This window comes from Vitreoscilla massiliensis (assembly GCF_001457815.1).
GTDB classification, from domain to species: domain Bacteria; phylum Pseudomonadota; class Gammaproteobacteria; order Burkholderiales; family Neisseriaceae; genus Vitreoscilla; species Vitreoscilla massiliensis.
In genome coordinates this window covers 409,151-432,655 of the sequence record NZ_LN898219.1, presented here as the reverse complement: position 1 = coordinate 432,655, position 23,505 = coordinate 409,151, and the positions used below count along the sequence as shown (strand labels likewise).

Sequence of the window (23,505 nt, the reverse complement as noted above, 5' to 3'; positions counted from 1 at the left end):
TTTTTACAGGCAACATAATCACAACCAGTGCAACAAACCGTTCATTCTTCAGGAGTTGTGTATGAAAGCCCCCGTCCTTGCTGTGTTGTGTTTGTGGCTCGTCGCTTGCGCCAGCACACCGCGTGCGCCGAATGCTTATGAGGTGGCCGCGGGCAAATTGGTCGGCCAACCCGCAGCCAAAGCCGCCATGTTGTTTGGCCCGCCCACTCATGGCGTGGCGCCGTCGGGTAACGGTGGTTTTTATGCTTGGGACAACACGCTCATCTCAGTGAGCGACGAAATGGAATTTGTGCAAACCGGTAGCGAATTTGTCGGTCGCACCCAAGTGGGGCAACTGCCCGGCGGGCATGGTGTCGCTGGCGCGCCGATTTACCAAGACCAATACCGCCCCACTGGCTATTACCAAAACGTCAAACAATTGGATTATTTGTGCAACATCACCGTGTTCACCAATGCCCAAAACATCATTACCAAAGCCTCAGTCATTGGTTGTAACCCGACCAAGCGCGGCATTTAAGCTTACAGGCCGCTTAATTAAGCAATGCGGCCTGTCAACAAAGCCTAGGAGCAAACCATGATGCGACTGTTAGCCTTGAGCAGTATCTTAAGCAGCGTGTTGACGTTGGCCGCTTGCCAAAGCGCCACACCAGCCGCGACCACTGCCACCACCAACCACGATGCCGCCGCGCAATTCTTGCTGGGGCAAAGCGCCGGCGAGGCAATGCGCTATTTTGGCCATCCCACCCAAGGCATGCCACCGTCCACCATAGGCGCGGTATTGGCATGGCAAAACACCTACGTCGTCACCTCGACCGCGGGCAAACTCTTGCCCGCTTATCCGCCACCGAGCGCATCACCCGATTCAGTGCCCAAACCACCGCATTTGGCCCATTACGACCCCAATACCATTGTGTTAGAACGCTGTCGCGTCTTGGTCGAAACCGATGCCAACTTCATCACTACCCGTGTGCAAGTACAAGACTGCACAGCGTTTTAAACTCTGCCCATGCGGCTTACAGGCCGCTTGTCTGCTTGCCTTTACACAATTTTAAGCTTGAACTTTGCCCACTATCGCCCATCTGTTAGCCATCGATACCGCCAACACACAGGAGACTCCCGCATGAGCGATACCGAAAATCAAGCCATCATGACTGTGGCCGTGATGGCCGCGTTTGCCGATGGCAGCAAGCACAGCAGCGAGCGCAATGAATTGAGCGCCATCGCCTCGAGCTTGGGTTTGGACAACAAAGTGCAATTATTGCAAATCGACCAAGCGGTGCTGCGTCAGCAAACATTACTCAGCGAAGTCGCTGCCGACATCAGCGATGCTGGTTCCAAACAACTGGCCTACGAAATCGCCGTGGGCGTGTGCGGAGCCGATGGCAGCATCAGCGAGGCCGAACAAGCGTTTTTAAGCCGTTTGGCGCAGGCCTTGCAATTGCCAGAAACCCCCATCAACACCACCACACCCAGCCACGCCATCGCCCAAACCGAACTCAATAGCGCCAACCAACAAGGCTTTGAGCAAGGTTTAAACCACGTCGCCCTCGATACCGCTGCCCTCAGCGCCGCTGCACCCAAAGCCTTAGTGGCCATAGACAGCCAATTGGAAGCCACGCTCAACAGCCGCATTTTGAAAACCGCCATCATCAATGGCGCTTTGGAGCTGTTACCGCAAACCGCCGCCAGCATGGCCATCATTCCCTTACAAATGCGTTTGGTTTACGGCATAGGCAAAGACTTGGGCTACGATTTAGACCAAGGCCACATCAAAGACTTGCTCGCCACCGTCGGCATAGGCATGACCTCGCAATACTTAGAGCAAGCCGGCATCAAGCTGTTGGGCACGGTTTTGGGCAGTTTGCGCTCCAGCTTGGGCGGTAAATTGGGCAAATCGCTCACTGGCATGGTCGGCAAAGTCGGCAACCAAGCCATCAGCTCAGGCATGAGCTTCGCCACCACTTACGCCTTAGGCCACGTCGCCAAAGAGTATTACGCCTCTGGCCGCCAATTCAGTCCACAAGTGCTCAAAGATGCTTATGCGCGTTTGATGCAAGACGGTATCAGCCTGCAACCGCAATACAGCAGCGACATCCAACAACAGGCCAAAACCTTGGACTTGAACAAAATCATGCAAATGGTGAAGGGACAATAAACACGATACGGTAAACGCATTGCGAGCCTATCAGTAGCGAGTGCTCGCGTTTGGTAACACCATCATGCGGCCTGTAAACCTGTTGTCAGGGTTTACAGGCCGCTTAAGCATTAACTATTCATATAATATAAGCTATATTTGGATAGAGAAAACCACCCACCTATTTGAATTTGATACCGTCATTGTGCGCGCCAAATCCGATTTACCCGATGATGTGCCATTTACCCAAATCGACATCAGCCAAACTGGCCTATTTACCAACGCGGAGTAGTTGCATCACTACTTACACCAGCAACAATAATAATAATACTGGACAAATACAAGCGGCCTGTAAGGCTGTTGAAAATGTTTACAGGCCGCTTGTTCTGATGACGATTCGGCCTGAGCTCTGAATGCATGAAAATATGATTGCAATACTCAATCCAAACCCATGAAAGCCTGCCATGCCAGCACAATCCTTGCCCAAACTCCCTCTTCCACTCCTCATCGCGGCAGTAATCGTTTGGGGCTTGTGTTGGTATTTTGTGGACAAAGAGGCGGCATTCAAACTGGCATTGGCCTATGCAGCGCTGGCATGGGTGTTTTTATACCTGCGCCCGCAGCAATATGTGACGAAATCCTTATTGAGCTTATTGCTATTGGGTGTGCTGCCACTGTTTGTGGCCGCGCAAAGCGAGCATTGGGGACTTAGTTGGTCTGAAAACCCAGACACCATCGTAGGCGTGACCATATTGCTGATGGCAGGTTGTATGGGTATTGCCGTTTGGAGGCGCAACCATCAAGCCGCCACGCGCATTAGCGTAGCGCAAGCCACCTTATTCCTGATTCGTACCGACCGATTGTATGAATGGATTGGTCTTATCAGCGCTGTGCTTGGTTTAGCCTTATTGGGCTTGTTGTATGTGTTGCTGCTGTGGCAAAACGACTGGTGGTATCGGTTGATTGCCGCCGTATTTTTAGGAGGCGTAAGCATATTGTGTTGGCTACTGCGCCAAAAACACATTGAAACCTACCAAAACACGCAAGCGCAAGGCGGTGAGTGGATAGAAATCACCGATGCAGGCATGCGCTGGCAACAATTACAGCATGGCTTAGACACCGCTATTTTGACGCAACAGCAATTGACTTGGGCACAAATTCAACGCCTAGACGTGCATGAAAACACCGTCATTGTGGAAGCGTTTGAACCCAAAATGGTCCTTAACATCCGCCATTTTGGGCCATTTCTTTCCGCCAATAACTTGCTCAATACCTTGGTGAAATTAAAACACCAAGCCCGCAAAAGCGGCCTGTAAACCTGTTGTAAGGGTTTTACAGGCCGCTGCTTATTCGGTCAAACCATACCCAAATCGTCAGCAGTTTTTACAACAGATTGTGATACGCATACAAAGCAGGCGTGCCACCTGTCATCACAAATAAGACGCGGCTGTTGGGCGCTAGCACGCCGGTTTCAATATCATGAACCATGCCAGCAAAGGCTTTGCCTGAGTAAACAGGGTCGATGAGCAAGCCCTCAGTTTGGGCCAGCAAACGCAAGCAGCGTTTCATTTCCGCGGTCACCATGCCATAGGCACTGCCCATTTGTGCAGGGTTGATGTGAATGGCCATGACCGGAGTGGTCGCGGCCTGCCCCAGCAAATGCAAGGTCTGTTGTCGCAAAGTCTGGGTCGTTTCCGTGGTGGCTTGCAGAGTGTGCAAAACAGAATGTGCTTGCACATGGCGTGGCCGCCCTAACAGTTCAAAACCTGCCAACAAACCGGCATGGGTTCCTGAGCTGCCATTGGCCACATGGATGGCATCAAATGTCACGCCCATTTCCTGTTCTTGCGCCGCAATTTCCAACGCGGCTTCAACATAGCCCAAACACCCCAAAGCCACAGAGCCACCAGTAGGAATAAAATACGGATGATGTCCTTCTGCCTGTAAGCGCTGTTGCAATTGTTCAATCACCTTGTCTGCCGGCATTTGGCTGTTGGCGTGGTGCAGATGCGCACCAAACAAATCATTCAACACCAGATTGCCATTGTGGTGGTAATCGTATTCGCTGTTGTCGACCGCCGATGCCAATACCAATTCACAGCGCAAACCTAAGCGCGCACAAGCGGCGGCCGTCAGGCGCGCATGATTGGATTGAATCCCACCCGTGGTAATGATGACATCGGCCCCTTGCGCCAAGGCGTCGCCCAATAAATACTCCAGTTTGCGCAGTTTGTTGCCGCCTTGCCCCAATCGAGCGGCATCATCGTGTTTGATGTACACCTCAATCTGGCGGCCAGTGCAATCCAATGCGCGTTCTAAACCGTACAAGCGCTGTATCGGAGTAGCCCCCTCCAACAAAGAGACTTTGGGAAATGCTGACAATATGGTGGTAGGTGTGTGCTGCATGGCAGTGTCCGTTGTGTGCTAAAAAATGCCATGTTAAAACAAGCCATTCCGAATTAAAATGCAGACAATATTCATTCTTTATTAAGAAAAAGTTCATAATGAATCCGATAAAAGCCATGGAAGTGTTTGTGGCGGTGGTCAATCACCAAGGCCTGTCCGCCGCTGCCTCAGCATTGAATCTGTCCAATGTGATGGTGGGCAAATACATTGCGGCACTGGAAGCCCAAGTACAGACCCAATTGATACAGCGAACCACCCGCCAGATTCGGGTGACCGAAGCAGGCTGGTTGTTTTACGACAGCGCCCAAATTGCCTTGCAAGCGGTCAGCGACGCTTACCAGCAATTGGAGGCCTTGCATGCGGCTCCCAAAGGCAGCCTCAAAATCAGTGCACCCATGACTTTGGGCTCAGAGCTGTTGGCACCGTTGGTGGCGCAATTCATGCAGCGCTATCCTGACATTCAAATTGAATTGCAACTGAGCAACCATGTGGTGGATTTGATGGCAGAGGGTTGTGACTGTGCGCTGCGCATAGGTCCGCTCAAAGACGATTATGGTTTGATTGCCAAAAAAATCATGGATTACCACATGGTCATTTGCGCCGCTCCCGCTTATTTGGCGCAACAAGGCACCCCTACCAGCCCAGCCGATTTACTGCATCACCGGCTGCTGGTACACGCCACTTGGAACCCACAATTCAATTGGTTGTTTGCCAATAATGGCCAAGCTTGGCCACAACAATGGCATTTAAAAAGCAACGATGGGCAGGTGTTGCGTCAAGCGGCATTGGCTGGCATAGGAATCACCATGCAGCCCACATTTTTGCTGCAATCGGACTTGGCCGCTGGCAAGTTGGTGGCGCTACTGCCTGAATACACACCCAGTCCTCATCCTGTGCACTTACTGTATTTGCCCAATCGATACAAACTGCCACGGCTACAGGCATTCGTGGGGTTCATGCTGGAATCCTTACACCCCACAAGCGGCCTGTAACATCATCTGTGCTGTTTACAGGCCGCTTAAAAGATTCAAATATTGATTAGGATGGAAGGCATGTGCTGCAATCAAGTGTTACACGCACAGTGCATACACATAAAACGCATTCACACAGCGTTGGTAGGCGTAGTTTTTGGGCAGGTGGCGTTTTAAGGCGCGTTCGTAGATATTGGCTTTGCGTGTTTCGGTGGAGAATTCAAAATAGCGGATGTCATGGCGGGCGATCCACGCGAGCACGATGGCGCTGACGTGTTGCAGCACTTGAAACACCGGCGCATCAAAATCCAGATTTTCGTATTGGTCTTCGTCCCAAAACAGCAACCAGCTGTCGGCACGGTGGGGCAAAAGGCGACGTGGAGGGTTTTTTAAGCAGAATTCCAGTTCTTGATGCTTGAGTTGGACTTGGTAATGCAAATCGGCGATGTGAAACGATTGTTGCAAACGCATGGCACGCTCCTGTTAGACTGTAGAAACGAAATGCCAGACGGTGTGTTTTAACCTGTCTTAGCGTTCCATTATAGCAATGACAGGCCATATCTGCTCCACAAAATGCCAAACAATTAGCCAATATGACCGCAATACACCACAATTCGGCCGAATTTCTGGATTTATTCTCTATTTTAGTCGCCGCCCCCCATTCCCTTAACCCAAGTTGGCGGCGTATACTCGGTGGCCATACTCAGAAGAAACCATCGTCCACTTTTGTACTCATTAGGATACCCCCCCATGAACTACCGTTTTTCAGATGCCAGTAACAACACGCCCAAGTCGTTTATCCGCGAAATCTTAAAACTCACCCAAAGTGACGAAATCATTTCGTTTGCCGGTGGTTTGCCTAACAAGGCATTTTTCCCGATTGCCGCTATTGAGGCCGCTACTGTCAAAGTCTTGGAAAACGATGGTGCCAATGCCTTGCAATACTCAACCACCGAAGGCTATTTGCCTTTGCGCGAATTCATTGCCAACCGCTACAAAAGCCGCGGTGTGCACGTCGACCCTAAAAACATCTTGATCACCACCGGTTCGCAACAAGCGCTGGACTTGCTTGGCAAAGCGTTTTTGAACAAAGGCGATTATGTGTGTTTGGAACGTCCTAGCTATTTGGGCGCGATTCAAGCTTTCCAAATGTTCCAACCGCAATTCCAAGAAGTGGATTTAACCGCCACAGGCATAGACTTGCCGGAATTAGAACAGCAAATGGCGGCCAAACAAGCCAAATTCTTGTACGCGATTCCGAATTTCCAAAACCCAACCGGTTTGACTTACAGCTTGGAAAGCCGTCAAAACTTGGCCGAATACTTAAAACGCAGCGGCAATTTGATGGTGGAAGACGATCCTTATGGCGAATTGCGCTTTATCGGCGAGCATTTGCCGAATGTGTATTCCTTCGCGCCTGAAAACGTGATTTTATTGGGCTCGTTCTCCAAAGTGTGTGCCCCTGGCATGCGCATCGGCTGGATGGTGGCCAATGATGCGGTGATGGAACGTTTGGTTACCGCCAAACAAGCATCAGATTTGCACACGCCGATTTTGACCCAACGCATTTTGGCACAATACTTGGCCGACAATTCCTTGGATGAGCACATCAAAACCATACAGGCCGCTTATTTTGAGCAACGCCAAGCCATGGTAGAAGCCTTGCACCAATACATGCCTGAAGGCGTGACCTTCACCGAGCCTGAAGGCGGCATGTTCTTGTGGGTGACCTTGCCGAAAAACTGTCCTGCCATGAGTTTGTTCCCGATTGCGGTGAAACATAAAGTGGCGTTTGTACCGGGCGAGCCATTCTCAACCGAAGGCAAAACCTCTTACGACATCCGCATGAGTTTCTGTACTGTTGATGCCGCGACCATTGTTGAAGGCGTGAAGCGTTTGGCCGCTGCCATCGCCGAATTGACCAATCAAAATCAAACTGACAACCAAACCGTGACCATTTAAGTTTGCACAACACAACACAGGCGTCCTGAAAGTTTACAGGACGCCTGTTTTTTTTCACTGTCAGGCACGGGGGTTTTTGTTAAGATACACCTGTCTATGAATATGGGTTAAGGGCAATGACTTCTTTGCGTACTATCGGGGTGTGTTTGGTGTTGGCCACAAGCGCGTGCCAACCACAGCAGCAACAAGGCTCAAGCAGTGCCCATCCCGCGTCGCAGCCCCGTTCATCTGCCGCTGCCACGGCCAAAACGCCATTGCCACCGCAATGTGACAACATCCCCTTACAAATGAGCGCCATTACCGCCAACAGCGACTTACAGTCCTTAAGCGTGGTCAATTTGGCCTTAAAGCGCTGCGTGCCCTTGGTGAAAATGGACACGCGCAAGCTGTGGCTGGAAGCCAGTTGGGACATGTACCAACGCTTTTTAAAACTCGGCGGCAACAGCAAAAACTCGCTGGTGTGGGATGAATTTTCTGGCATCTTAGAAGGCTATCCCGATGAAAGCTCAGAAGACAAGCAAGCGCGTTTGCAGCGCCAAGCCGAATTGTGGCCACGCTTAACCCCGCGCATGCAACAAATGTCGCTGTGGCAAGGCAAGGAATACATCGACAATTACTACATCGGCGAAGGCGAAATGGCATTGCGTCGCCATCCGCGCTTTATTGTCGACATTTTTTCGCCGTATCTGCCCGAAGATGAGCAAGTATTTTCACGCCAATTGGCCAAGGAAAACACCACCCTCACCACCAACGACGCCGCTTTGGTCATTCCGTGGTCGGAAGTGTCCAATCGCGCCTTGTTTTGGGAACGCTATTTGAAGCGCTATCCAAAAAGTCCGTATGTCAAACAAGCGCAATTCCTGTTTCAATGGTATCAAGCCATCTTATTCCAAGGCTTGGACAACACGCCGGTCTTGGAAGCGGATGCCAAACAGCTGAACATCAGCGCCGATGCCATGGCCGTACACCAAGCGCTGACCAAGAAAACCGGCAGCAGCATGGCGGCCAAATCCAGTGAATTGATTCAGTGGTTGCAACAGCAACAACAGCGTTGGCCACAAATGAGCGCCAGCGAACACGCCGGTTTTACTGCGCAACGGCAACAACTGTACAAAAAACTCAAAGTCGGCTTCCCTAATCCTGTTTCCGCGGGCAAAAACAGCCATTACGATTGCTTTACCGACGCCTTGTGCCACATCAGCAAAGGATGAACATGCGCGCTTTGTTACTCGCCGCCCTCATGGCCTGCAGCGGCTTGCCCTTGGCAGCCCATGCCGAACCCGTAGACCCCATACAGGCGATGCAACAAGCCAGTTTGACGCCGCAAACGCAATCCGTACGTGGCGTGTTGTCGCTGTATTGGCAAGAGCAACAACTGCGTTTGGCTTTGAACAGCGATGCGGCGTCGCAACAACAACTTTATCGCAATATGCCCAATCCCCAAGCCTTGGCACACACCCGTTCAGACATGAAATTTGTCGATTTGCATTGGCGCGGCAGCGAAGCGCAATTGCAGCACAGCTTACAGGCCGCCTTTGGCGACATCACCCAGCCATTTTGGCAACAGCGCCGCGGCATTTTGAATCTGCCTGCGCAAGTACGCATTCAAAATTTTCAGCTCTACAATGCCGAGTGTGACCAATATTACTTTCAGGCCGACTTAATCAATATAGAGCGCGATACAAACAGCCCTATCGCACCGATTTATGCCGATTCTTGCGCCAATGGCATCCAGCTTGAGCAATATGTGGTGAATGCGCAAGACGGCTATGCCAATCTGCGCGCCGCACCCAATACCAATGCAGCGGTATTGCAACGCCTGCCCAAAGGCAGCAAACTCGCGGCCTTAGCACCGCAAGGCGCGTGGTTGCAAGTGCAAGTCATAGGCAAAGACCGCAACAGCGCTATGGGCTATGTGCACCAAAGCCAAGTCAAACTCATCGAAATCGAGTAAGCTTAAGCGGCCTGTAAGTAAGTGCTGAGCCTATGAGCATATTGATGTTGTGCAGTTAAAGCTAAGGAGGCTGATGATATTAATCCATGTGGCCGTTTACAAAGAAGATGTGCGCGATTATTGGGCGGAAGTGCCGGCGCTGGCCGATTGTTTTTGCAGCGGCGACAGCGTCGCCGACACCTTGCTTGATGCTCCTGCCACCATCCAATTTTATGTTGAGGTGATGCGCATCACCAATCCACGCTTTAAGCTGGTGCAAAAACCGCTGTCAGTGTTAAAAACCCTGCCCGAATACGCCGGCGCAGCGTGGCACGCGGTGAAAGTGGATGTTTGAATCCTGTTGACACTGATATTCTGTGTGTGTTTTCGATATGCAAAAGCGGCCTGTAAATGGTTTACAGGGCGCTTTTAATGTCTTGATGCAAACTCTTTACCCGCTTAAGAATACATCACATCCGAGCGCAATACGTATTTGCAGCCGCTCACCACTGCCGCACCCTCATGCCAAGTATCGTGGACAAACAACAGCGCATCACCGGTGCGCGGCTGGATTTGGAAATCGCGAAAATCGGTGGCACCGCCTTGAAAATCCTCGTTCAAATACACCAATAAGGTCAATTCGCTGCGCAAACCGTCTTCCAACCAAGGCCCATCTTTGTGCATTTTAAAACGTTGCTCAGGCAAGTATTGGTAAAAGCGCAAATCGCGCGGCAAGCCACAAGCACTGCGCCCATTCAGGCTTGGCAAGCTGTGTGTTTGCAATTGCTGCCATAACCAAGCCACCCATTCAGGCGCCGTAAACTGGGCGCGCAAATTATTGCGAATATTGGGCATGGCACGCGTTCCCGTGGCCGCCCTGACTTGCGCCGCGCTGAAACCATGTTGCACAGCCATATCCAACAATTGCTGACATTGTACGGCAGACAAAAATTGCGGAATCTGCCATACGCGTTCGTTTAAGGCCAACATTTTGCACTCCCAATCACGATAGCGCTGCTTAAAACGTCTTGTACAAAGTCACCAATTGCAGTTCTTGTTTGGGTTCGCCGACGTTCACATCACGGGGAAACGGCTGTAATTCTGCCGATTGCACGTAGCCGCGGCGCTCGTAATAGGCCAGCAATTCGGTGCGAGCGGTGATGACCGTCATTTTGCTGCCTTTGATGCCGCGCCAAAAGCCGCGGGCAAAGTGTTCGGCGCCGGCGAGCAAAGCCTTGCCCAAGCCGGTTTGTTGCAGATTCGGATTGATGGCAAACATGCCCAAATACACATAATCGCCGGCTTGTTCGACGACAATACAGCCCAAAATCTGCTGTGCCTCATCGCGCAATACCAAAAATTGTGCTTGGGCATCGGCAATCAAGGCGCTGATTTCGGCGCGGTCGGTGCGTGCGCCGCTGATTAAGTCGCGCTCGCCCGTCCACGACTCGCTGCCGCGGTAGGCAAGGTTAATCAAATCGACCAAAGCGTCGGTTTCGTGGGCTTGGGCAAAGCCAATTTTCATGTCCATCTGGTGTGGTTTCCTTGTTTACAGGCCGCTTATTACAGGCCGCGGGCCCATTCTGGGCGCAAACGTGCTTGTTGTGGGTTGAGGATGGCTTGTTGGATTTCGCTGAGCAAGCGCGGCTTGTCGCGCCCCAAACGCCCTTTGAGCACCAAATAATTCGAGGCGTGGTCGCTGCGAAACACGGTATTGTCCAAATCCAATTCGCTGATCAGGTATTGCAATTCCATGAACAATTCTTGCTGGGTCAGAATCTCAAAATCGGGATAGCGGTTTTGAAAGCGCTGCATGCCCAGCGGAAACGACACCACCAAGGTCGATAGAAATTCCGGCGGCGCGGCATTCATCAAGCGTGCCGAATTGAGCGCGTGTTGTGGCGACAGTTTTTTGCCGCCCAAACCATTGAGTATCATCACCGAGCGCTTGATGCCGGCATCGCCGAGTTTTTGCAAACACGCCAGCGATGAGTCAAACGTCTCGGATTTATTCACCAAGCGCAACACCTCATCATCGCCCGATTCACAGCCGATGTAAGCCAGTTTCAGGCCGGCATCGTGCAATTCTTTTAACTCGTCCACCGATTTGTTTTTGACATTGCTGGGCAGGCAATAACTGGACACGCGTTCCACTGTGGGCAAAATGCGCTGTATCGCCTCCAAAATCGCCAACAAACGCTTGGTCGACAACACCATCGCATCGCCATCGGCCAAAAACACGCGCTTAATCGGGTATTGTCCGGCCACGCGCTGCAAGAAGGCCTCGATTTCCTCTTGTGCAAATGGGCGAAACTTCTTCTGCGGCTGGGTGTACATTTCACAAAACGTGCACTCATTCCATGAGCAGCCATTGGTCACGGGCAAAATCAGCGATTGCGCCTCACTGGGCGGGCGAAAAACGGGTTCAATGTACATGGCATTCAGTTTCGACTTAAGGTGGCTGATTCTATCACAGTTAAAATTCTGCCCAGCTGTAGCACAGATGGCCACAAACACGATATTTAAATGCAAAAATAAGGAATGGTTTAAATCAAAACACCCCAATCGGAGTATCATTTCGCCGTTTGTGACTTTATCTTAATCAGTTTGGCAGTAATGAAAAATTCGGAAATCAGTTTGGGCAAGCCCAGTTTGTTGTCGCACAGCGCGTTTGACGATGTGTACGGCCTCAGTTTGGGGGTGATGTTCATCGCTTTGGGGCTCAATTTACTCAAGCTCTCGGGCTTTATCACCGGCGGCATCGCTGGTATGGCCTTATTGGTGTCGTATTGGTTGCCCATGTCCATCGGCATGTTGTTTATGTTGGTGAACATTCCTTTTTTGATTTTTTCGTATTTCAGCATGGGCAAGGCATTCGCCTTAAAAACCGTCAGCGTGAGCTTGGTGCTGGGTTTGACCACGCATTTTTTGCCTTACGTCATCCACATTGATTATTTGCATCCGGTGTTTGCGGCCTTGTTTGGCGGCACCATCATTGGTTTGGGCATTTTGTGCTTGGCCAGACACAACGCCTCAGTCGGCGGCACCGGCGCGCTGACTTTGTGGATGCAGAAAAAATACCGCATCAATGCCGGCAAAAGCCAAATGGCCTTGGATGCGTTGGTGTTTGTGGTGGCGTTGACCTGCATGGACGCCAGCATCGTCGCCTTATCGGCAGTCAGTGCGGTAGCGATGAATGCGATGTTGATTATTTGGCACAAACCTGGTCGCTATAACGGCGGCAAGTAATGTCGCTTGAGCCAACCAATCAAACAACGAAGACGCATGCCACGTCTTCGTTTTTTTATCTGTCGCACTTGGAGAAAATGCTCTAGGATAAGGCCATCTTTTGGCTTGAATCTGCCAAGCAGCAATCCACCATCCGCGAGGAGCATTGCATGTCCACTGATTTGATTTACACCATGGTGCCCATCACCTTTCGTCTCGACCTCAAAGACCCGTTTATCTTCACTGCTCACCACGTCGATCACTACCCGCGTGGCAATGCCGACATGGGCCCGCTCGAAGGTGCGCCGACGGCGGGGCCATTCAATATGTATTACAGCCAAACCGGTGTGCCCGGTTTTCCTGCCCATCCGCATACCGGCTTTGAAACCATTACCATCGTCGATTCGGGCATGGTTGACCATTTTGATTCCTTGGGCAGTTGCGGCCGTTATGGCCACGGCGATGTGCAATGGTTGAGCACTGGTCATGGTGTGCAACATGCGGAAATGTTTCCTCTGTTGTCACAAGAGCACGACAATCCGTTGGAATTGTTTCAAATCTGGTTCAATTCTTCGGCCGAGCAAAAACAAGCGCCTGCCGCTTACAAAATGATGTGGGCCGAAAAAATCCCGCACCTAGACCACCAAGACAGCGCTGGCAAACACACTGATGTGCGCGTGATTTCGGGTCAATTACACGATGTAGCGGCGCTAGAGCGGCCTGTAAACTCGTGGGCACATGCGCCTGAGCACAAAGTGAATATTTTCATGCTCACCTTGCAAGCTGGAGCCAGCATGACACTGCCTGCCACCACCGCCAGCTCCAACCGCTTTTGCTATTTTTACCGTGGCAATGAAATATTGGTCGCAGGCACGGCGGTGGCCGAACGCCATTTGATGCAATTGCGTCCCGATGCCGACATTCATTTACAGGCCGGTGACACCGAGGCGCGCATCCTGTGGCTAGAAGGTGAGCCCATAGGCGAGCCAGTGGCGATGCGTGGGCCATTTGTACTCAACAGCGAAGCGCAATTGAACGATGCGTTTGCCCGCTTTCGCGCCACCCAGTTTGGCGGCTGGCCGTGGGAACACTCGGCGCCAGTGTTTGAGCGCGAACAACAGCGTTTTGCCAGTTACCGCAATGGTGCCGAATTGGATTACCCCAATGATTGATGCCATGGGCATTGTGGACTGCAAATTGCATCAGCATTAAGCAATGTGCTCTGCCATCTTGCCCGTTTTGCCACAAGGAGTCCGTCATGTTCAAATTCAGCGTGTTGTTGCTCGGCCTGTGTGTGGCCAGTGCACCTGTGTGGGCGGACTGCTTGGCGCAACTCGACCGCCAAACCTTGGCCGAACAATTGTCGCGCAGCACCGAATATTTGGGGCCGCTGCCCAGCGATTTGAATTGCGTCAAACCCGCCACGCCCAGCATGCAATTGGTGTGTGGCAATGCCGATTTACTGGCCTTACACCATTTGAATCGCTATGCGCAATTGGTGGCGTATGAAAGCGCCACCAAGCAGCAAGTCATCGGCAATGATGCGTTTGTGGCGCAAGTGTTGCAGCAAGTGGGCAATCCTGCCCAGGCGTGCACCACCGTCGAATGTGCGTGCAAACGCTATGTGCAAAGCTTTCAAGACGCGGCAGGTTACGATTTTAAATTGCTGCATGCTTTGTAAAACAGTACAAGTAAACAAGCATTGAAAAGCGGCCTGTAAACACTCCCATGGGGTTTACAGGCCGCTTGTTTGTCTTTTGCATGCTCAAACTGTGTTTCCGTCGTGTGTTTGCTTTGTTCTCTATCACTTCACATGGTTGGCACAAGGCCACAGCTGACGAGCTGCACCAGCAAACACAGCCATCAAATCATGGCATGGAAAAGCATACATGCTACAGCATTCATGCTACTTGCAGGTGCATCTGGCTGATAAGGCGCATAAAATCACTGGCAGTTTCCGCATTTTTCTGTTTAGATAACAGCCACCTAGCCCACCAAGGAATCAACATGAAAACCATTGCTTATGTCGCATTAATGCTTGCTATCAGCCCCATGGCCATTGCTTCGTGTTTGTCAGCCTTAGACAGCGCCAGTTTAAAACAGCGCTTGGACAATACCGGTGAAATGGCGTATGCGAATGTCAATGTCAGTTTCCAATGCAGCGCCGCCACAGCGCCGTATCAAAAACTGATTTACGCCAATCCCAAGCTCAAATCCTTACACGTTTTGAACAACCGCGCAGTGATATACGGTTATGAAAACGCCACCAAAACCGAAGTGGCTGACAGCCCAGCCGCCATCCGCGCCACCCTCAAACAACAAGGCGATGCCGCCGCCCGTTGCACCAGCGCTGAATGCGTGTGCAGCGCTTACAGCCAAAGCATTGATGATATGGGCGGTGCCAATTTTGGCAGGTATTGATTGATGCCAGATTAAATTAAATGTTTACAGGCCGCATTAAGCGGCCTGTAAACCTATCACCCTATTCACATCCTTTAAGCACCCACAGCGCCGTCTTTGCTCAACAAAGTCTGGTACAAATCGGGACGGCGATCGCGGAACACGCCCCAATTACGGCGCAAGCTGGCGATGGCATCCAAATCAAACTCATGCACGATGACGCCAGCCTCCGTGCCCATTTCGGCCACGATTTCACCGAATGGATTGCATATCATCGAGCCACCGTAAAACGTGATGTCAAAATCGTCTTGCACCTCGGTGCCAAGGCTTGAAAATGCTGGATGGCGGCATTTTCGGCTATCGGTGTGGCAAATGCCAAATACGCAGGAATCTGTTTTTGGCAGAAATAATTGCGCTCAAACAATTCTTGCAACAAGATGATGTTGGCGCCTTGTGCGGCCGCTTCGCGCACCAAGGCTTCGGCCTTGGCGATGTTGGCGGCCACATCCCAACCACCGCTCATTTGGGTGGCAGCTACTTTAACGGGACGCATGAGATTCCTTTCTTAGCCACTGACAAATGGCATGATGGCAAACAAGATGGCGGCCAAACTGGCGCTGATTAAGGCAAAGCGAAATTGTGTCACCGCGTGTTCCAACGGCGTGATTTCGCACGAACGCGCTGCCAACACCGTGGCATCGCCAAAGAAACAGGCATGGCTGCCAAAACCACCGGCGGAAATCAATGCGCCCAGCGTCAAGGCCATATTGGCATCCAAAGCCTGCGCCAACGGCACAATGATCGGAATCGAGATTGCGTATATGCCCCAGAACGAACCGGTGGTAAAAGTCAAAAATGCCAGCAACACAAAGGTAATCAAGGGCAGGAAATCGGCATTGATGAAAGGCTTGACGCTGTCGATGATGTAAGGCGCCAAACCCAATTGCTCATTCACGTCTTGCAGCACAAAGGCGGCAAAAATGATTGCAATCGGCGTGACCATGCTGCTGACACCGTTCATAAAGTTTTCGCACAAAGCCGGCACGCTGCCAAGCTTGGCGATGCGGTAAGCGATTAAGGTGACGATGACCGCGCCCATCACCCCCAATAAGGTGTCGCCCAAATACCAAGTCAAGCTGATCATCACCACGATGGGCAAAAAGAAGTGCCACAAGCGCGGCTGCGCTTCGCCACCCATGCCCTCACTGTCTTGGTGTACCGGCGGATTGGCCGCAGCCGCGGCTTCAGAGCGGCGCATGGAGGCCGACATCGGTATCAAACCATAAGCGACCAAAGGCACCATCAACACCGCAATCCACGCATAGAAAATGTACGGAATCACGCTGATGTAATAATGCAAACCCTCACCCGCAGCGACCACCTTATTTGATTCCAACAAACCCGACACATAAATCGCCCAAGTCGAAATCGGTATCAACAGACACACCGGTGCCGCCGTGGCGGCAGCGATATAGGCCAACATCGCCCGCGACACGCCAAACTTATCGGTCAAACGGCGCGTGGCCGCACCTACGGTCAATGCGCTCAAATAGTCATCAATGAAGATGACCAAACCCAAGAACCACGCCGCCATCAGGCTTTGTGGTCGGGTCTTCACATGGCGTTCCAACAATTGGCTGAATACCGTGGTCGCACGCGAGGCTTGCAACCACATGATCAGGCCGCCCATCAGTGCCGACAGCAGCAAGATCCACCCCATTACCGGCGAGGCCATCACTTTTAAAGAGCTGCCCATCAAGCCATTGAGCAGCGCCAGCGGTTTGGCGTCTAGCATCAACAAACCAATAATCGCACCAGCACACAAAGGCTCTAAGGTGCGCTTGCTGAGCAAGGCCAATACCAACACGCTCAATACCGGCACCAAGGTAAACATGCCAAACACCCGTTTGCCATCGGCACCCACAGGGGTTAAGGCATAACACGCGGCCACCAATACCGCCGTCACCGCGACGATGATGAGCATGGTTTGATTGCGCATGCCCAAGGAGTTTTTATTGCGGAACCACATAATGTGCCTCCTGACTTAAGCCAATAAAGACTGCGGTGCTTGTTTGAGTTCAGCCAACAGCCCATCAATCCAAGCCTTTTGATACGCTTGTAAGTCTTGGCCGGGTGTGGTTTTAAAGCCTTGCAAACACGGCTCGACCACCGGATTGTCCACGCCCATCAAGGCGGTAATCACGGCCAAGCCCAAAAACGGCGTGGTATTGGGGTTGTAACCGCCCTCATGCGTCATCACCAAGCGGCCTGAACACAATTCGTCCGCCGCTTGCATCAACAATTCGGTCATTTTGCGGTAGCTGTCGGCATGCAACATCATCCGTCCCAATGGGTCTTCTATGCTGGCGTCGAAACCCGATGGTACGATGATCAAATCCGGCTTGAACGCCGCCAAAGCCGGCAACACGATTTGCTCAAACGCATACAAATACGCGCCCTCGCCTGAGCCCGGCTGCAATGGAATGTTGATGTTGCGCCCAGCCGCATCGCCTTCGCCGTGTACATCAACCGCACCGCGACCGGCAGGATACAGGCCGTCTTGGTGCAGCGAAATCGTCAACGCACGCGGGTCGTTTAAAAACACCGCCTCAGTGCCATTGCCATGGTGCACATCCCAATCGACAAACGCGATGCGCTCCAAGCCCAACACATCCAAGGCATGTGCGCCGGCAATCGCGGCATTGGCATACACGCAAAAGCCACAACCCAAATCCGGCTCAGCATGGTGGCCAGGTGGACGGATTAAGGCATAGGCATTTTGCACCTTGCCCGACACCACCGCCTCCACCGCCGCAATCGCGCCGCCGGCCGACAATTGCGCGATTTCTACCGATGATTTGCCCAATACCGATTCCGGATCGACATTGCCACCGATGCCGCGCATCGCTTCGACTTGATCCAAATATTCAACTGAGTGCGCGCGCGCCAAATCTTCACGGCTGGCGGTGTGTGGCTTAATCGCGGTCAATTGCTCGGTCACTCCGGTCACATCGAGCAAATTTTTGATGCGGCGCTTGGGTTCTGGCGATTCATAATGGATGTTGGGCTGCACCACCAAGCTCGGCTGCATCAAGCCGGCGTAATTGCCCGTGTCATGCCACATATACAGTTCATGCCATACCAATCCTGTTTTGTTCATGCGTTTCTCCTCGGTTTCTCACTGCTGTTGTTATGTTTGGTTTCAACACGATTGTCAGCAATATGCGCAAGGCCAAGATTTTGTGCAAGCAAGGCTGAACCCATGAATGCGCATGGCATTGATTAAGGATTTAGCTTGCCTGCGCGCACAAAACCAGCCGTATTTTCGGAGGGCGTAACTGAGGCAATGAATGCAGCGACACGGCTTTACGCACGCCCACAGACTTTGCAACAGCGCATTTATTACCATCACAACAATCTGCAAAATGCGCACGACCAAAATTACACAACTTTACAATACGCGCCAACCACTACCGCCAGCAGCCGTTTCCTTATCTCACCACCATCCAAGTGCTGAACACACCATAAACAAAAGCTTTCCACATTACCCACTCATGTCATGCAACAGAGTATTGCATCAACATGCGGCACACACACGATAAAAAAGCGGCCTGTAAACTTACAGGCCGCTTAATCATGAATAAGTAAAACTTATGTAGCACATTAGACAGGCTTATCACCCAATACCGTGGCACGGTGCATGATGCGGTGAGCAGTGCCGTAATCAAAATTGGCAAAATGTTGGGTAGAACGGTTGTCCCAAATCGCCACATCACCCGCTTGCCAATGCCAGCGCACATGAAATTTCGGCTGGGTGGCATGGGCAAACAAGAAACGCAGCAAGGCATCGCTCTCGGCTTCGGACAATTCATTGATGTGGGTGGTAAAGCCTTCGCTGACAAACAGGCCTTTTTTGCCCGACACCGGATGGGTGCGCACCACCGGATGACTGACAGGCGGATGGTCGCGTTTGGCTTTTTCAAATCGTGCCGCATCGGCCTCGGTCTGTGCGAAACGCGTGGCAGGGAAAGATTTGCGGATGTCGTGACTGGCACTCAATCCTGCTAACAACTCTTTGAACGGCTCAGACAAAGCCTCGTAAGCGGCGATGGAGCTAGCCCACAGCGTGTCGCCACCGAACTCGGGCACTTGCTGCGCGCTCAACACGCAGCCCAAAGGCGGGGTTTGGATGAAGGTGACATCGGTATGCCACAATTCATTGTCGCGCAAGTCTTGTTTGTGGCTGTCCAGCACCATCACCTCGGCCACGCGCTCATGCGCAGGGTAAATCGGGTGGATGTGCAAATCGCCGAACAATTGGGCGATGTCGCGCTGTTGCTCGGCTTCTAAAAATTGTTGGCGCAAAAACAGCACTTGGTGCTCGACCAATGCGGCCTGTAAGTCTTGTTGCGCCTCGGCATTCAAGGTCTCATTCAAATTGATGCCACTGATGACAGCCCCTATGGCTGGGGTCAAACGTTCGATTTTCATGTTGTTTTCTCTGAAATAATGCTGTTTGTTATTCGGCCTTGCCATACCAAGGCGTTAATTGTTTTTGCAACGCACGCAATGACAACTCAATTAATACCGCAATCACGGCGATGACGATGATGCCCAACACCACCACATCGGTGACCAAAAACTGCGCTGCCGATTGCACCATATAGCCCAAACCGCGTTTGGCCGCGACCAATTCTGCCGCCACCAAGGTTGACCAACCGGCGCCTAAACCAATGCGCACGCCAGTTAAGATGCTCGGCAAGGCCGCTGGCAAAATCACTGTTTGGATCACTTGTGCGCGCGTGGCCCCGAGTGAGCGCACCGCGCGGATGCGGTTGCCATTGGCCACGGTCATGCCGTGGGTGGTGGCGATGATGATGGGCGCCAAGATGGCCAAGAATATCAACAACACTTTGGTGGTTTCACCAATGCCAAACCAAATCACCAATAAAGGCAGGTAAGCGAGCGGCGGTATCGGCCGGTAAAGTTCGACCAAGGGGTCAACCAAGCCGCGCACCCACGCATTCAAACCCATGGCCATACCGACAGGCACGCCGATGAGGATGGCGGCAAACAGCGACAGGAAAATGCGTTGCAAACTGGCGGCCAAGTGTTGCCACAGTGTCGCGTCCATAAAGCCTTGCCCTGCGACCTCGATGAATTTGCGCCCCACTTGCACGGGGCTGGGCAAAAACAACGGTGGCACCAGTTGCAAGGCAGTAATCAACCACCACAACAGCAGTAAAGACCCTATGCTGATGGCGGCCAACACGCCGCGGCGCTCGGATAAGGGCGTGCGTGTGCTCATATCGACACCTCGTATAAGGCTGGGTCTTGTGCATTCAAGCGCGTGAACAAGTACTCGCGCATGTCAATGAAGGCAGAATCGGATTTGATTTGTCGAAACGATTTGCCGGCGCGGCGTTGGCGGCTGAATGGCGGCTCAATCTCATCGATGATGCGTCCCGGAAACGGTGCCATCAACACCAATTGCGTCGCCAATACCAAGGCTTCTTCTATGTCGTGGGTAATCAGGAAAAAGCCGGTTTGATTCTGTTGCCACAAATCCAATACCAAGTCTTGCATTTGCTCGCGTGTGAACGCATCCAGTGCCCCAAAAGGCTCATCCATCAACAGGTATTTAGAGCGCACCGCCAAGGCGCGGGCAATGCCCACCCGTTGGCGCATGCCACCAGACAACTCCCAAATCTGTTTTTCCTCGGCACCGCTGAGATTGACTTGTTGCAACACCTGTTTGGCAATGGCGCTGCGTTGTTGCGCTGGCACGTTTTGGATTTTCAGGCCGAGTTCGACATTTTCTTGCACATTCAGCCACGGCATCAGCGCATCGTCTTGAAACACCACCGTGCGGTCGGCGGCGGGTGCGTTGATGTATTTGTCCCCATCACGCACCTCACCGGCATTGATGGGCACGAAACCGGCCAACACATTCAATAAGGTGGTCTTGCCGCAACCCGATGGCCCCAAGATCACGGTAATGCCATCGTGGGGGATGTTCAACGAAATGTTTTGCAGCGTCGGCGCCGCCTGTCCTTCATACTGCACCGACACCTGTTGTAAACTTAAATCCGACATCATTTGCCCGCCGCCGCTTGGATAAACTTGGCCGTCACATTGTCTTGATAGCTGTCTTTGACCGCATCGACCTTGCCCTGCTCTTTCAAGAATGTCGCGGTTTTCTTCACATCAGCGGCAAAGCTGCCACCCAAAATCTGCGCTTGCTCGGCCAAGTTCGGATAGACATTGCCCGACAATAACAAGGCCACGTCTTCAGGTTTGGAGCCAGTCAGCTTGGCGATTTTGCTGACATTGTCGGCATTGGCCGCATAGGTTTTCGGGTCTTGGTTGTAAGCATCGACTTGCTTGCCGGTGACTTTGGCAAACTGGGTTAAGAATTCAGGATTTTTCTCGGCAAAGTCTTTACGCACAATCCACAAATCGTAAGTCGGCGCACCCCATTTGCCCACTTCTTCGCTGCTCACCAATACCTTGCCGGTTTGCTTGGCTTGGCTCAAAGCTGGTTCCCACACATACGCGGCATCAATGTCGCCACGTTTCCATGCGGCGGTGATTTCGGGTGGTCGCAAATTGACGATATCGACTTTTTTGGCATCGATGTTCCAATGCTTTAAGGCCGACAACAGGCTGTAATGCGTGGTCGATACAAATGGCACCGCCACTTTTTTGCCAATTAAGTCTTCGGGTTTGGCGATTTTGTTGTTCACCACCAAAGCTTCGGATTGGCCGATGACGCCGGAAATGTAGAACACTTCTATCGGTACATTTTGACTCGCTGCCGCCGCCAACGGGCTGGAACCGATATTGCCCACCGGCACATCGCCCGACGTCACCGCCGCAATCACTTCGGCACCGCTGTCAAACTTGCGCCATTCAATATTGGCACCGGTCGCCGCTTCATAATCGCCATTGGCTTGCGCCACTTTGGTTGGGTCGACACCGGTTTGATACGCCACCACAATTTTGCTTTGATTGGCGGTACTGGCCGAGGCCGTGCCCGCTTTGGCTGGTGCGGCTTGGGCATTATTACCATTGCCATTTTGGCTGATGATGAATGCGCCTATGCCCACCGCAGCCAAGGCCGCGACGATGGCAGTGATTTTTTTGGAATTCGATGTGGCCATGGTGTTACTCCAGTAATGTTTTGTTAAAAGCATCATAGGAGAAAGCCAAACAAATAAGAAAGAATATAAAACGATTTATAAATGCCAATAAAGCATATCAATACCCACATGCGGCCTGTAAGAGCATGTTGGCGATGTACCAACTGTCATCAGACGGTTTGAGAGCCACAATATGGCCATAACCAAGCTTACAGGCCGCTTAGATAGGTATGCTGCACATTGCGAGTGAACTCGTGCAATATCACAGAGTGCTTATTCAACACAGCTTGAACGACACCTTTTGACACCCGTTCACTGCCATCACAGCCATATGTCATCAATCAGTATTATCAAGATTATTGATTTTCCCGCAGTGCGGTGCGGGTAGCAGTGGTGACATTGGCGACCAAATTGCGCAGCCATTGGTTGCGCGGATGGGTTTGCTTTTTGATGTCCCAAATCGCTTCCACCACAAACGATGGTGCCAAAATCAGCGGCACCGGATGCACCGCCAATTTGGCATTGTTTTCGGCATAGGTATGCGCCGCGTAAGTGGGCATGGTCAACAGCAATGGGCTGCCGATGATGGCATTGACGGCGGTCGAGTAATTGAAAAACGTCGCTTTCACCTGCCGCTTATAGCCTTCGGCCTCAAAATACTCGTCCAAAAAACCGGCGCGACCGCCATCAAACACCACCCGTCCATGCTCTTTGCTCACATACTCGGCAAAAGTGATTTTGTGCGCCAATTGGTGCACTTGATTGTCGAACACACACGAATAAGAAGACGCAAACAACACATGGCTTTGGTGTTGCGAGCTGATGTTTTGCGGATTGGATACAATGACCATGTCCAAATTGTGTTCCAACAGCGCTTGGTGCCAAAAATGGCTGTTGGTCGGATAAAACGCAAACGAAATCGGCAAATCGGCGCTGGCCGCCAACAGCTTTTTAATCATCAAACATTCCAGCTCATCCGACAAACCGATTTTAAACACATCACCCGCCCGTGCTTGGTAAGTTTCTTGGGCACTGGATTCTTCTAACACGCTGACGATGCTGTTAATCGCGTCTTTGATTACCGGCGCAATGCGTATGGCTTTTACCGTTGGCGTGATGCCATGCGATGTGCGCACAAACAATTCGTCTTGCAATAACTCGCGCAATTTTTTCAATGAGGCACTGACCGCGCTTTGGGTCAAAAACAGCGATTTGGCCGCACGGGTCACGCTGCGCTCGCGCATCAACACCGTAAAGACCACCAATAAATTCAAATCTATCTTGCTGATATTCATTTCAGTGATGTATCCCATCGAAATTAGTCGTTTG

Annotated in this window: 28 protein-coding genes; 14 read left to right on the top strand and 14 right to left on the bottom strand. The window is 51.9% G+C overall.

Annotated features, from left to right (window positions below; all coding sequences use genetic code 11):
• Positions 1-61 precede the first annotated feature (61 nt).
• The 5 genes from BN3003_RS07720 to BN3003_RS07700 all read left to right on the top strand — a co-directional run bounded on the left by BN3003_RS07720 (position 62) and on the right by BN3003_RS07700 (position 3,450).
• Complete coding sequence (locus BN3003_RS07720; RefSeq protein WP_058356055.1) at positions 62-517, top strand: hypothetical protein; 456 nt, start codon at positions 62-64, stop codon at positions 515-517.
• A gap of 57 nt (positions 518-574) precedes the next feature.
• Entirely contained in the window at positions 575-997 is a 423-nt protein-coding gene (locus tag BN3003_RS07715) for a hypothetical protein (protein WP_058356054.1), read from the top strand.
• 123 nt (positions 998-1,120) lie between these two features.
• Positions 1,121-2,155, top strand: a complete 1,035-nt coding sequence (locus BN3003_RS07710; protein ID WP_058356053.1) for a YcjF family protein — start codon at positions 1,121-1,123, stop codon at positions 2,153-2,155.
• A gap of 40 nt (positions 2,156-2,195) precedes the next feature.
• Complete coding sequence (locus BN3003_RS07705) at positions 2,196-2,426, top strand: hypothetical protein (protein ID WP_058356052.1); 231 nt, start codon at positions 2,196-2,198, stop codon at positions 2,424-2,426.
• Between the two features lie 172 nt (positions 2,427-2,598).
• Positions 2,599-3,450 carry a hypothetical protein gene (locus tag BN3003_RS07700; protein ID WP_058356051.1) on the top strand — a complete coding sequence of 284 codons (852 nt, stop codon included), beginning with the start codon at positions 2,599-2,601 and terminating at the stop codon, positions 3,448-3,450.
• A gap of 67 nt (positions 3,451-3,517) precedes the next feature.
• Here BN3003_RS07700 and BN3003_RS07695 read toward each other — a convergent pair whose 3' ends face one another.
• The gene (locus BN3003_RS07695; RefSeq protein WP_058356050.1) at positions 3,518-4,540 is read right to left on the bottom strand and encodes a D-cysteine desulfhydrase family protein; all 1,023 of its coding nucleotides are present in this window, start codon (positions 4,538-4,540) and stop codon (positions 3,518-3,520) included.
• 98 nt (positions 4,541-4,638) lie between these two features.
• Between BN3003_RS07695 and BN3003_RS07690 the strand changes: the two genes are divergently transcribed.
• Entirely contained in the window at positions 4,639-5,532 is an 894-nt protein-coding gene (locus BN3003_RS07690) for a LysR substrate-binding domain-containing protein (protein ID WP_058356049.1), read from the top strand.
• Between the two features lie 78 nt (positions 5,533-5,610).
• Here the strand turns inward: BN3003_RS07690 and BN3003_RS07685 are convergent, their stop codons facing one another.
• Positions 5,611-5,982, bottom strand: coding sequence for a hypothetical protein (locus tag BN3003_RS07685; RefSeq protein ID WP_058356048.1), 372 nt, complete (start codon positions 5,980-5,982; stop codon positions 5,611-5,613).
• A gap of 279 nt (positions 5,983-6,261) precedes the next feature.
• Here BN3003_RS07685 and BN3003_RS07680 point away from each other — a divergent pair, with 279 nt between their 5' ends.
• From BN3003_RS07680 to BN3003_RS07665, 4 genes are all read left to right on the top strand, one after another.
• On the top strand, positions 6,262-7,473 hold the full coding sequence (locus BN3003_RS07680) for an aminotransferase-like domain-containing protein (RefSeq protein WP_058356047.1): 1,212 nt from the start codon (positions 6,262-6,264) through the stop codon (positions 7,471-7,473).
• Between the two features lie 116 nt (positions 7,474-7,589).
• Positions 7,590-8,684 (top strand): hypothetical protein, encoded by a 1,095-nt coding sequence (locus tag BN3003_RS07675; RefSeq protein ID WP_058356046.1) that lies wholly within the window; start codon positions 7,590-7,592, stop codon positions 8,682-8,684.
• 2 nt (positions 8,685-8,686) lie between these two features.
• Positions 8,687-9,427 (top strand): SH3 domain-containing protein, encoded by a 741-nt coding sequence (locus tag BN3003_RS07670; RefSeq protein WP_058356045.1) that lies wholly within the window; start codon positions 8,687-8,689, stop codon positions 9,425-9,427.
• Positions 9,428-9,500: 73 nt separating this feature from the next.
• Positions 9,501-9,761, top strand: a complete 261-nt coding sequence (locus BN3003_RS07665; RefSeq protein WP_058356044.1) for a type II toxin-antitoxin system HicB family antitoxin — start codon at positions 9,501-9,503, stop codon at positions 9,759-9,761.
• A 104-nt stretch (positions 9,762-9,865) separates the two neighbouring features.
• On the opposite strand, the gene BN3003_RS07660 is transcribed toward BN3003_RS07665, so the two are convergent.
• From BN3003_RS07660 to BN3003_RS07650, 3 genes are read right to left on the bottom strand one after another with little or no spacing between them, the layout of a single operon-like run.
• Positions 9,866-10,396 carry a prolyl hydroxylase family protein gene (locus tag BN3003_RS07660; protein WP_058356043.1) on the bottom strand — a complete coding sequence of 177 codons (531 nt, stop codon included), beginning with the start codon at positions 10,394-10,396 and terminating at the stop codon, positions 9,866-9,868.
• A gap of 28 nt (positions 10,397-10,424) precedes the next feature.
• On the bottom strand, positions 10,425-10,937 hold the full coding sequence (locus BN3003_RS07655; RefSeq protein WP_058356042.1) for a GNAT family N-acetyltransferase: 513 nt from the start codon (positions 10,935-10,937) through the stop codon (positions 10,425-10,427).
• A 32-nt stretch (positions 10,938-10,969) separates the two neighbouring features.
• A complete protein-coding gene (locus tag BN3003_RS07650; RefSeq protein WP_058356041.1) occupies positions 10,970-11,842 on the bottom strand; it encodes a radical SAM protein in 873 nt (290 codons plus the stop codon).
• Positions 11,843-12,022: 180 nt separating this feature from the next.
• Between BN3003_RS07650 and BN3003_RS07645 the strand changes: the two genes are divergently transcribed.
• The 4 genes from BN3003_RS07645 (at position 12,023) to BN3003_RS07630 (ending at position 15,055) form a co-directional block, all read left to right on the top strand.
• Positions 12,023-12,655, top strand: a complete 633-nt coding sequence (locus BN3003_RS07645) for a YitT family protein (RefSeq protein WP_058356040.1) — start codon at positions 12,023-12,025, stop codon at positions 12,653-12,655.
• Positions 12,656-12,804: 149 nt separating this feature from the next.
• The gene (locus BN3003_RS07640; RefSeq protein WP_058356039.1) at positions 12,805-13,806 is read left to right on the top strand and encodes a pirin family protein; all 1,002 of its coding nucleotides are present in this window, start codon (positions 12,805-12,807) and stop codon (positions 13,804-13,806) included.
• An 86-nt stretch (positions 13,807-13,892) separates the two neighbouring features.
• Entirely contained in the window at positions 13,893-14,315 is a 423-nt protein-coding gene (locus tag BN3003_RS07635; RefSeq protein ID WP_058356038.1) for a hypothetical protein, read from the top strand.
• A gap of 326 nt (positions 14,316-14,641) precedes the next feature.
• Entirely contained in the window at positions 14,642-15,055 is a 414-nt protein-coding gene (locus BN3003_RS07630) for a hypothetical protein (RefSeq protein ID WP_058356037.1), read from the top strand.
• 74 nt (positions 15,056-15,129) lie between these two features.
• On the opposite strand, the gene BN3003_RS19370 is transcribed toward BN3003_RS07630, so the two are convergent.
• From BN3003_RS19370 to BN3003_RS07585, 9 genes are all read right to left on the bottom strand, one after another.
• Entirely contained in the window at positions 15,130-15,309 is a 180-nt protein-coding gene (locus tag BN3003_RS19370; RefSeq protein ID WP_058356036.1) for a hypothetical protein, read from the bottom strand.
• Complete coding sequence (locus BN3003_RS19365) at positions 15,306-15,587, bottom strand: nitrilase-related carbon-nitrogen hydrolase (RefSeq protein ID WP_058356035.1); 282 nt, start codon at positions 15,585-15,587, stop codon at positions 15,306-15,308. The genes BN3003_RS19370 and BN3003_RS19365 overlap by 4 nt, the downstream gene beginning before the upstream one ends.
• 12 nt (positions 15,588-15,599) lie before the next feature.
• Positions 15,600-17,063 carry a Na+/H+ antiporter NhaC family protein gene (locus tag BN3003_RS07615; protein WP_058356034.1) on the bottom strand — a complete coding sequence of 488 codons (1,464 nt, stop codon included), beginning with the start codon at positions 17,061-17,063 and terminating at the stop codon, positions 15,600-15,602.
• Between the two features lie 15 nt (positions 17,064-17,078).
• The gene (locus BN3003_RS07610) at positions 17,079-18,194 is read right to left on the bottom strand and encodes a class II histone deacetylase (protein ID WP_058356033.1); all 1,116 of its coding nucleotides are present in this window, start codon (positions 18,192-18,194) and stop codon (positions 17,079-17,081) included.
• Positions 18,195-18,697: 503 nt separating this feature from the next.
• Entirely contained in the window at positions 18,698-19,525 is an 828-nt protein-coding gene (gene tauD, locus BN3003_RS07605; protein WP_082625598.1) for a taurine dioxygenase, read from the bottom strand.
• A gap of 28 nt (positions 19,526-19,553) precedes the next feature.
• Positions 19,554-20,342 carry a taurine ABC transporter permease TauC gene (tauC, locus tag BN3003_RS07600; protein WP_082625597.1) on the bottom strand — a complete coding sequence of 263 codons (789 nt, stop codon included), beginning with the start codon at positions 20,340-20,342 and terminating at the stop codon, positions 19,554-19,556.
• Complete coding sequence (locus BN3003_RS07595) at positions 20,339-21,133, bottom strand: taurine ABC transporter ATP-binding protein (protein WP_407701095.1); 795 nt, start codon at positions 21,131-21,133, stop codon at positions 20,339-20,341. Before BN3003_RS07595 ends, tauC begins: the two co-directional genes overlap by 4 nt.
• A complete protein-coding gene (gene tauA, locus BN3003_RS07590) occupies positions 21,130-22,197 on the bottom strand; it encodes a taurine ABC transporter substrate-binding protein (RefSeq protein WP_058356030.1) in 1,068 nt (355 codons plus the stop codon). Before tauA ends, BN3003_RS07595 begins: the two co-directional genes overlap by 4 nt.
• 335 nt (positions 22,198-22,532) lie before the next feature.
• Positions 22,533-23,489 carry a LysR family transcriptional regulator gene (locus BN3003_RS07585; RefSeq protein WP_058356029.1) on the bottom strand — a complete coding sequence of 319 codons (957 nt, stop codon included), beginning with the start codon at positions 23,487-23,489 and terminating at the stop codon, positions 22,533-22,535.
• Positions 23,490-23,505: the final 16 nt, after the last annotated feature.

Bases quoted from the DNA above. Each gene is read 5' to 3' on its own strand.
- BN3003_RS07695 (WP_058356050.1), bottom strand. From the start codon at position 4,540: ATGCAGCACACACCTACCACCATATTGTCAGCATTTCCCAAAGTCTCT.
- BN3003_RS19365 (WP_058356035.1), bottom strand. From the start codon at position 15,587: ATGCGTCCCGTTAAAGTAGCTGCCACCCAAATGAGCGGTGGTTGGGAT.
- BN3003_RS07710 (WP_058356053.1), top strand. From the start codon at position 1,121: ATGAGCGATACCGAAAATCAAGCCATCATGACTGTGGCCGTGATGGCC.
- BN3003_RS07630 (WP_058356037.1), top strand. From the start codon at position 14,642: ATGAAAACCATTGCTTATGTCGCATTAATGCTTGCTATCAGCCCCATG.
- BN3003_RS07655 (WP_058356042.1), bottom strand. From the start codon at position 10,937: ATGGACATGAAAATTGGCTTTGCCCAAGCCCACGAAACCGACGCTTTG.
- BN3003_RS07700 (WP_058356051.1), top strand. From the start codon at position 2,599: ATGCCAGCACAATCCTTGCCCAAACTCCCTCTTCCACTCCTCATCGCG.
- BN3003_RS07610 (WP_058356033.1), bottom strand. From the start codon at position 18,194: ATGAACAAAACAGGATTGGTATGGCATGAACTGTATATGTGGCATGAC.
- BN3003_RS07670 (WP_058356045.1), top strand. From the start codon at position 8,687: ATGCGCGCTTTGTTACTCGCCGCCCTCATGGCCTGCAGCGGCTTGCCC.
- BN3003_RS07635 (WP_058356038.1), top strand. From the start codon at position 13,893: ATGTTCAAATTCAGCGTGTTGTTGCTCGGCCTGTGTGTGGCCAGTGCA.
- BN3003_RS07615 (WP_058356034.1), bottom strand. From the start codon at position 17,063: ATGTGGTTCCGCAATAAAAACTCCTTGGGCATGCGCAATCAAACCATG.
- BN3003_RS07650 (WP_058356041.1), bottom strand. From the start codon at position 11,842: ATGTACATTGAACCCGTTTTTCGCCCGCCCAGTGAGGCGCAATCGCTG.
- tauD (WP_082625598.1), bottom strand. From the start codon at position 19,525: ATGAAAATCGAACGTTTGACCCCAGCCATAGGGGCTGTCATCAGTGGC.
- BN3003_RS07685 (WP_058356048.1), bottom strand. From the start codon at position 5,982: ATGCGTTTGCAACAATCGTTTCACATCGCCGATTTGCATTACCAAGTC.
- BN3003_RS07675 (WP_058356046.1), top strand. From the start codon at position 7,590: ATGACTTCTTTGCGTACTATCGGGGTGTGTTTGGTGTTGGCCACAAGC.
- BN3003_RS07720 (WP_058356055.1), top strand. From the start codon at position 62: ATGAAAGCCCCCGTCCTTGCTGTGTTGTGTTTGTGGCTCGTCGCTTGC.
- BN3003_RS07640 (WP_058356039.1), top strand. From the start codon at position 12,805: ATGTCCACTGATTTGATTTACACCATGGTGCCCATCACCTTTCGTCTC.
- tauA (WP_058356030.1), bottom strand. From the start codon at position 22,197: ATGGCCACATCGAATTCCAAAAAAATCACTGCCATCGTCGCGGCCTTG.
- BN3003_RS07665 (WP_058356044.1), top strand. From the start codon at position 9,501: ATGATATTAATCCATGTGGCCGTTTACAAAGAAGATGTGCGCGATTAT.
- BN3003_RS07660 (WP_058356043.1), bottom strand. From the start codon at position 10,396: ATGTTGGCCTTAAACGAACGCGTATGGCAGATTCCGCAATTTTTGTCT.
- BN3003_RS07690 (WP_058356049.1), top strand. From the start codon at position 4,639: ATGAATCCGATAAAAGCCATGGAAGTGTTTGTGGCGGTGGTCAATCAC.
- BN3003_RS07715 (WP_058356054.1), top strand. From the start codon at position 575: ATGATGCGACTGTTAGCCTTGAGCAGTATCTTAAGCAGCGTGTTGACG.
- BN3003_RS07680 (WP_058356047.1), top strand. From the start codon at position 6,262: ATGAACTACCGTTTTTCAGATGCCAGTAACAACACGCCCAAGTCGTTT.
- BN3003_RS07595 (WP_407701095.1), bottom strand. From the start codon at position 21,133: ATGATGTCGGATTTAAGTTTACAACAGGTGTCGGTGCAGTATGAAGGA.
- tauC (WP_082625597.1), bottom strand. From the start codon at position 20,342: ATGAGCACACGCACGCCCTTATCCGAGCGCCGCGGCGTGTTGGCCGCC.
- BN3003_RS07645 (WP_058356040.1), top strand. From the start codon at position 12,023: ATGAAAAATTCGGAAATCAGTTTGGGCAAGCCCAGTTTGTTGTCGCAC.
- BN3003_RS07585 (WP_058356029.1), bottom strand. From the start codon at position 23,489: ATGGGATACATCACTGAAATGAATATCAGCAAGATAGATTTGAATTTA.
- BN3003_RS19370 (WP_058356036.1), bottom strand. From the start codon at position 15,309: ATGATATGCAATCCATTCGGTGAAATCGTGGCCGAAATGGGCACGGAG.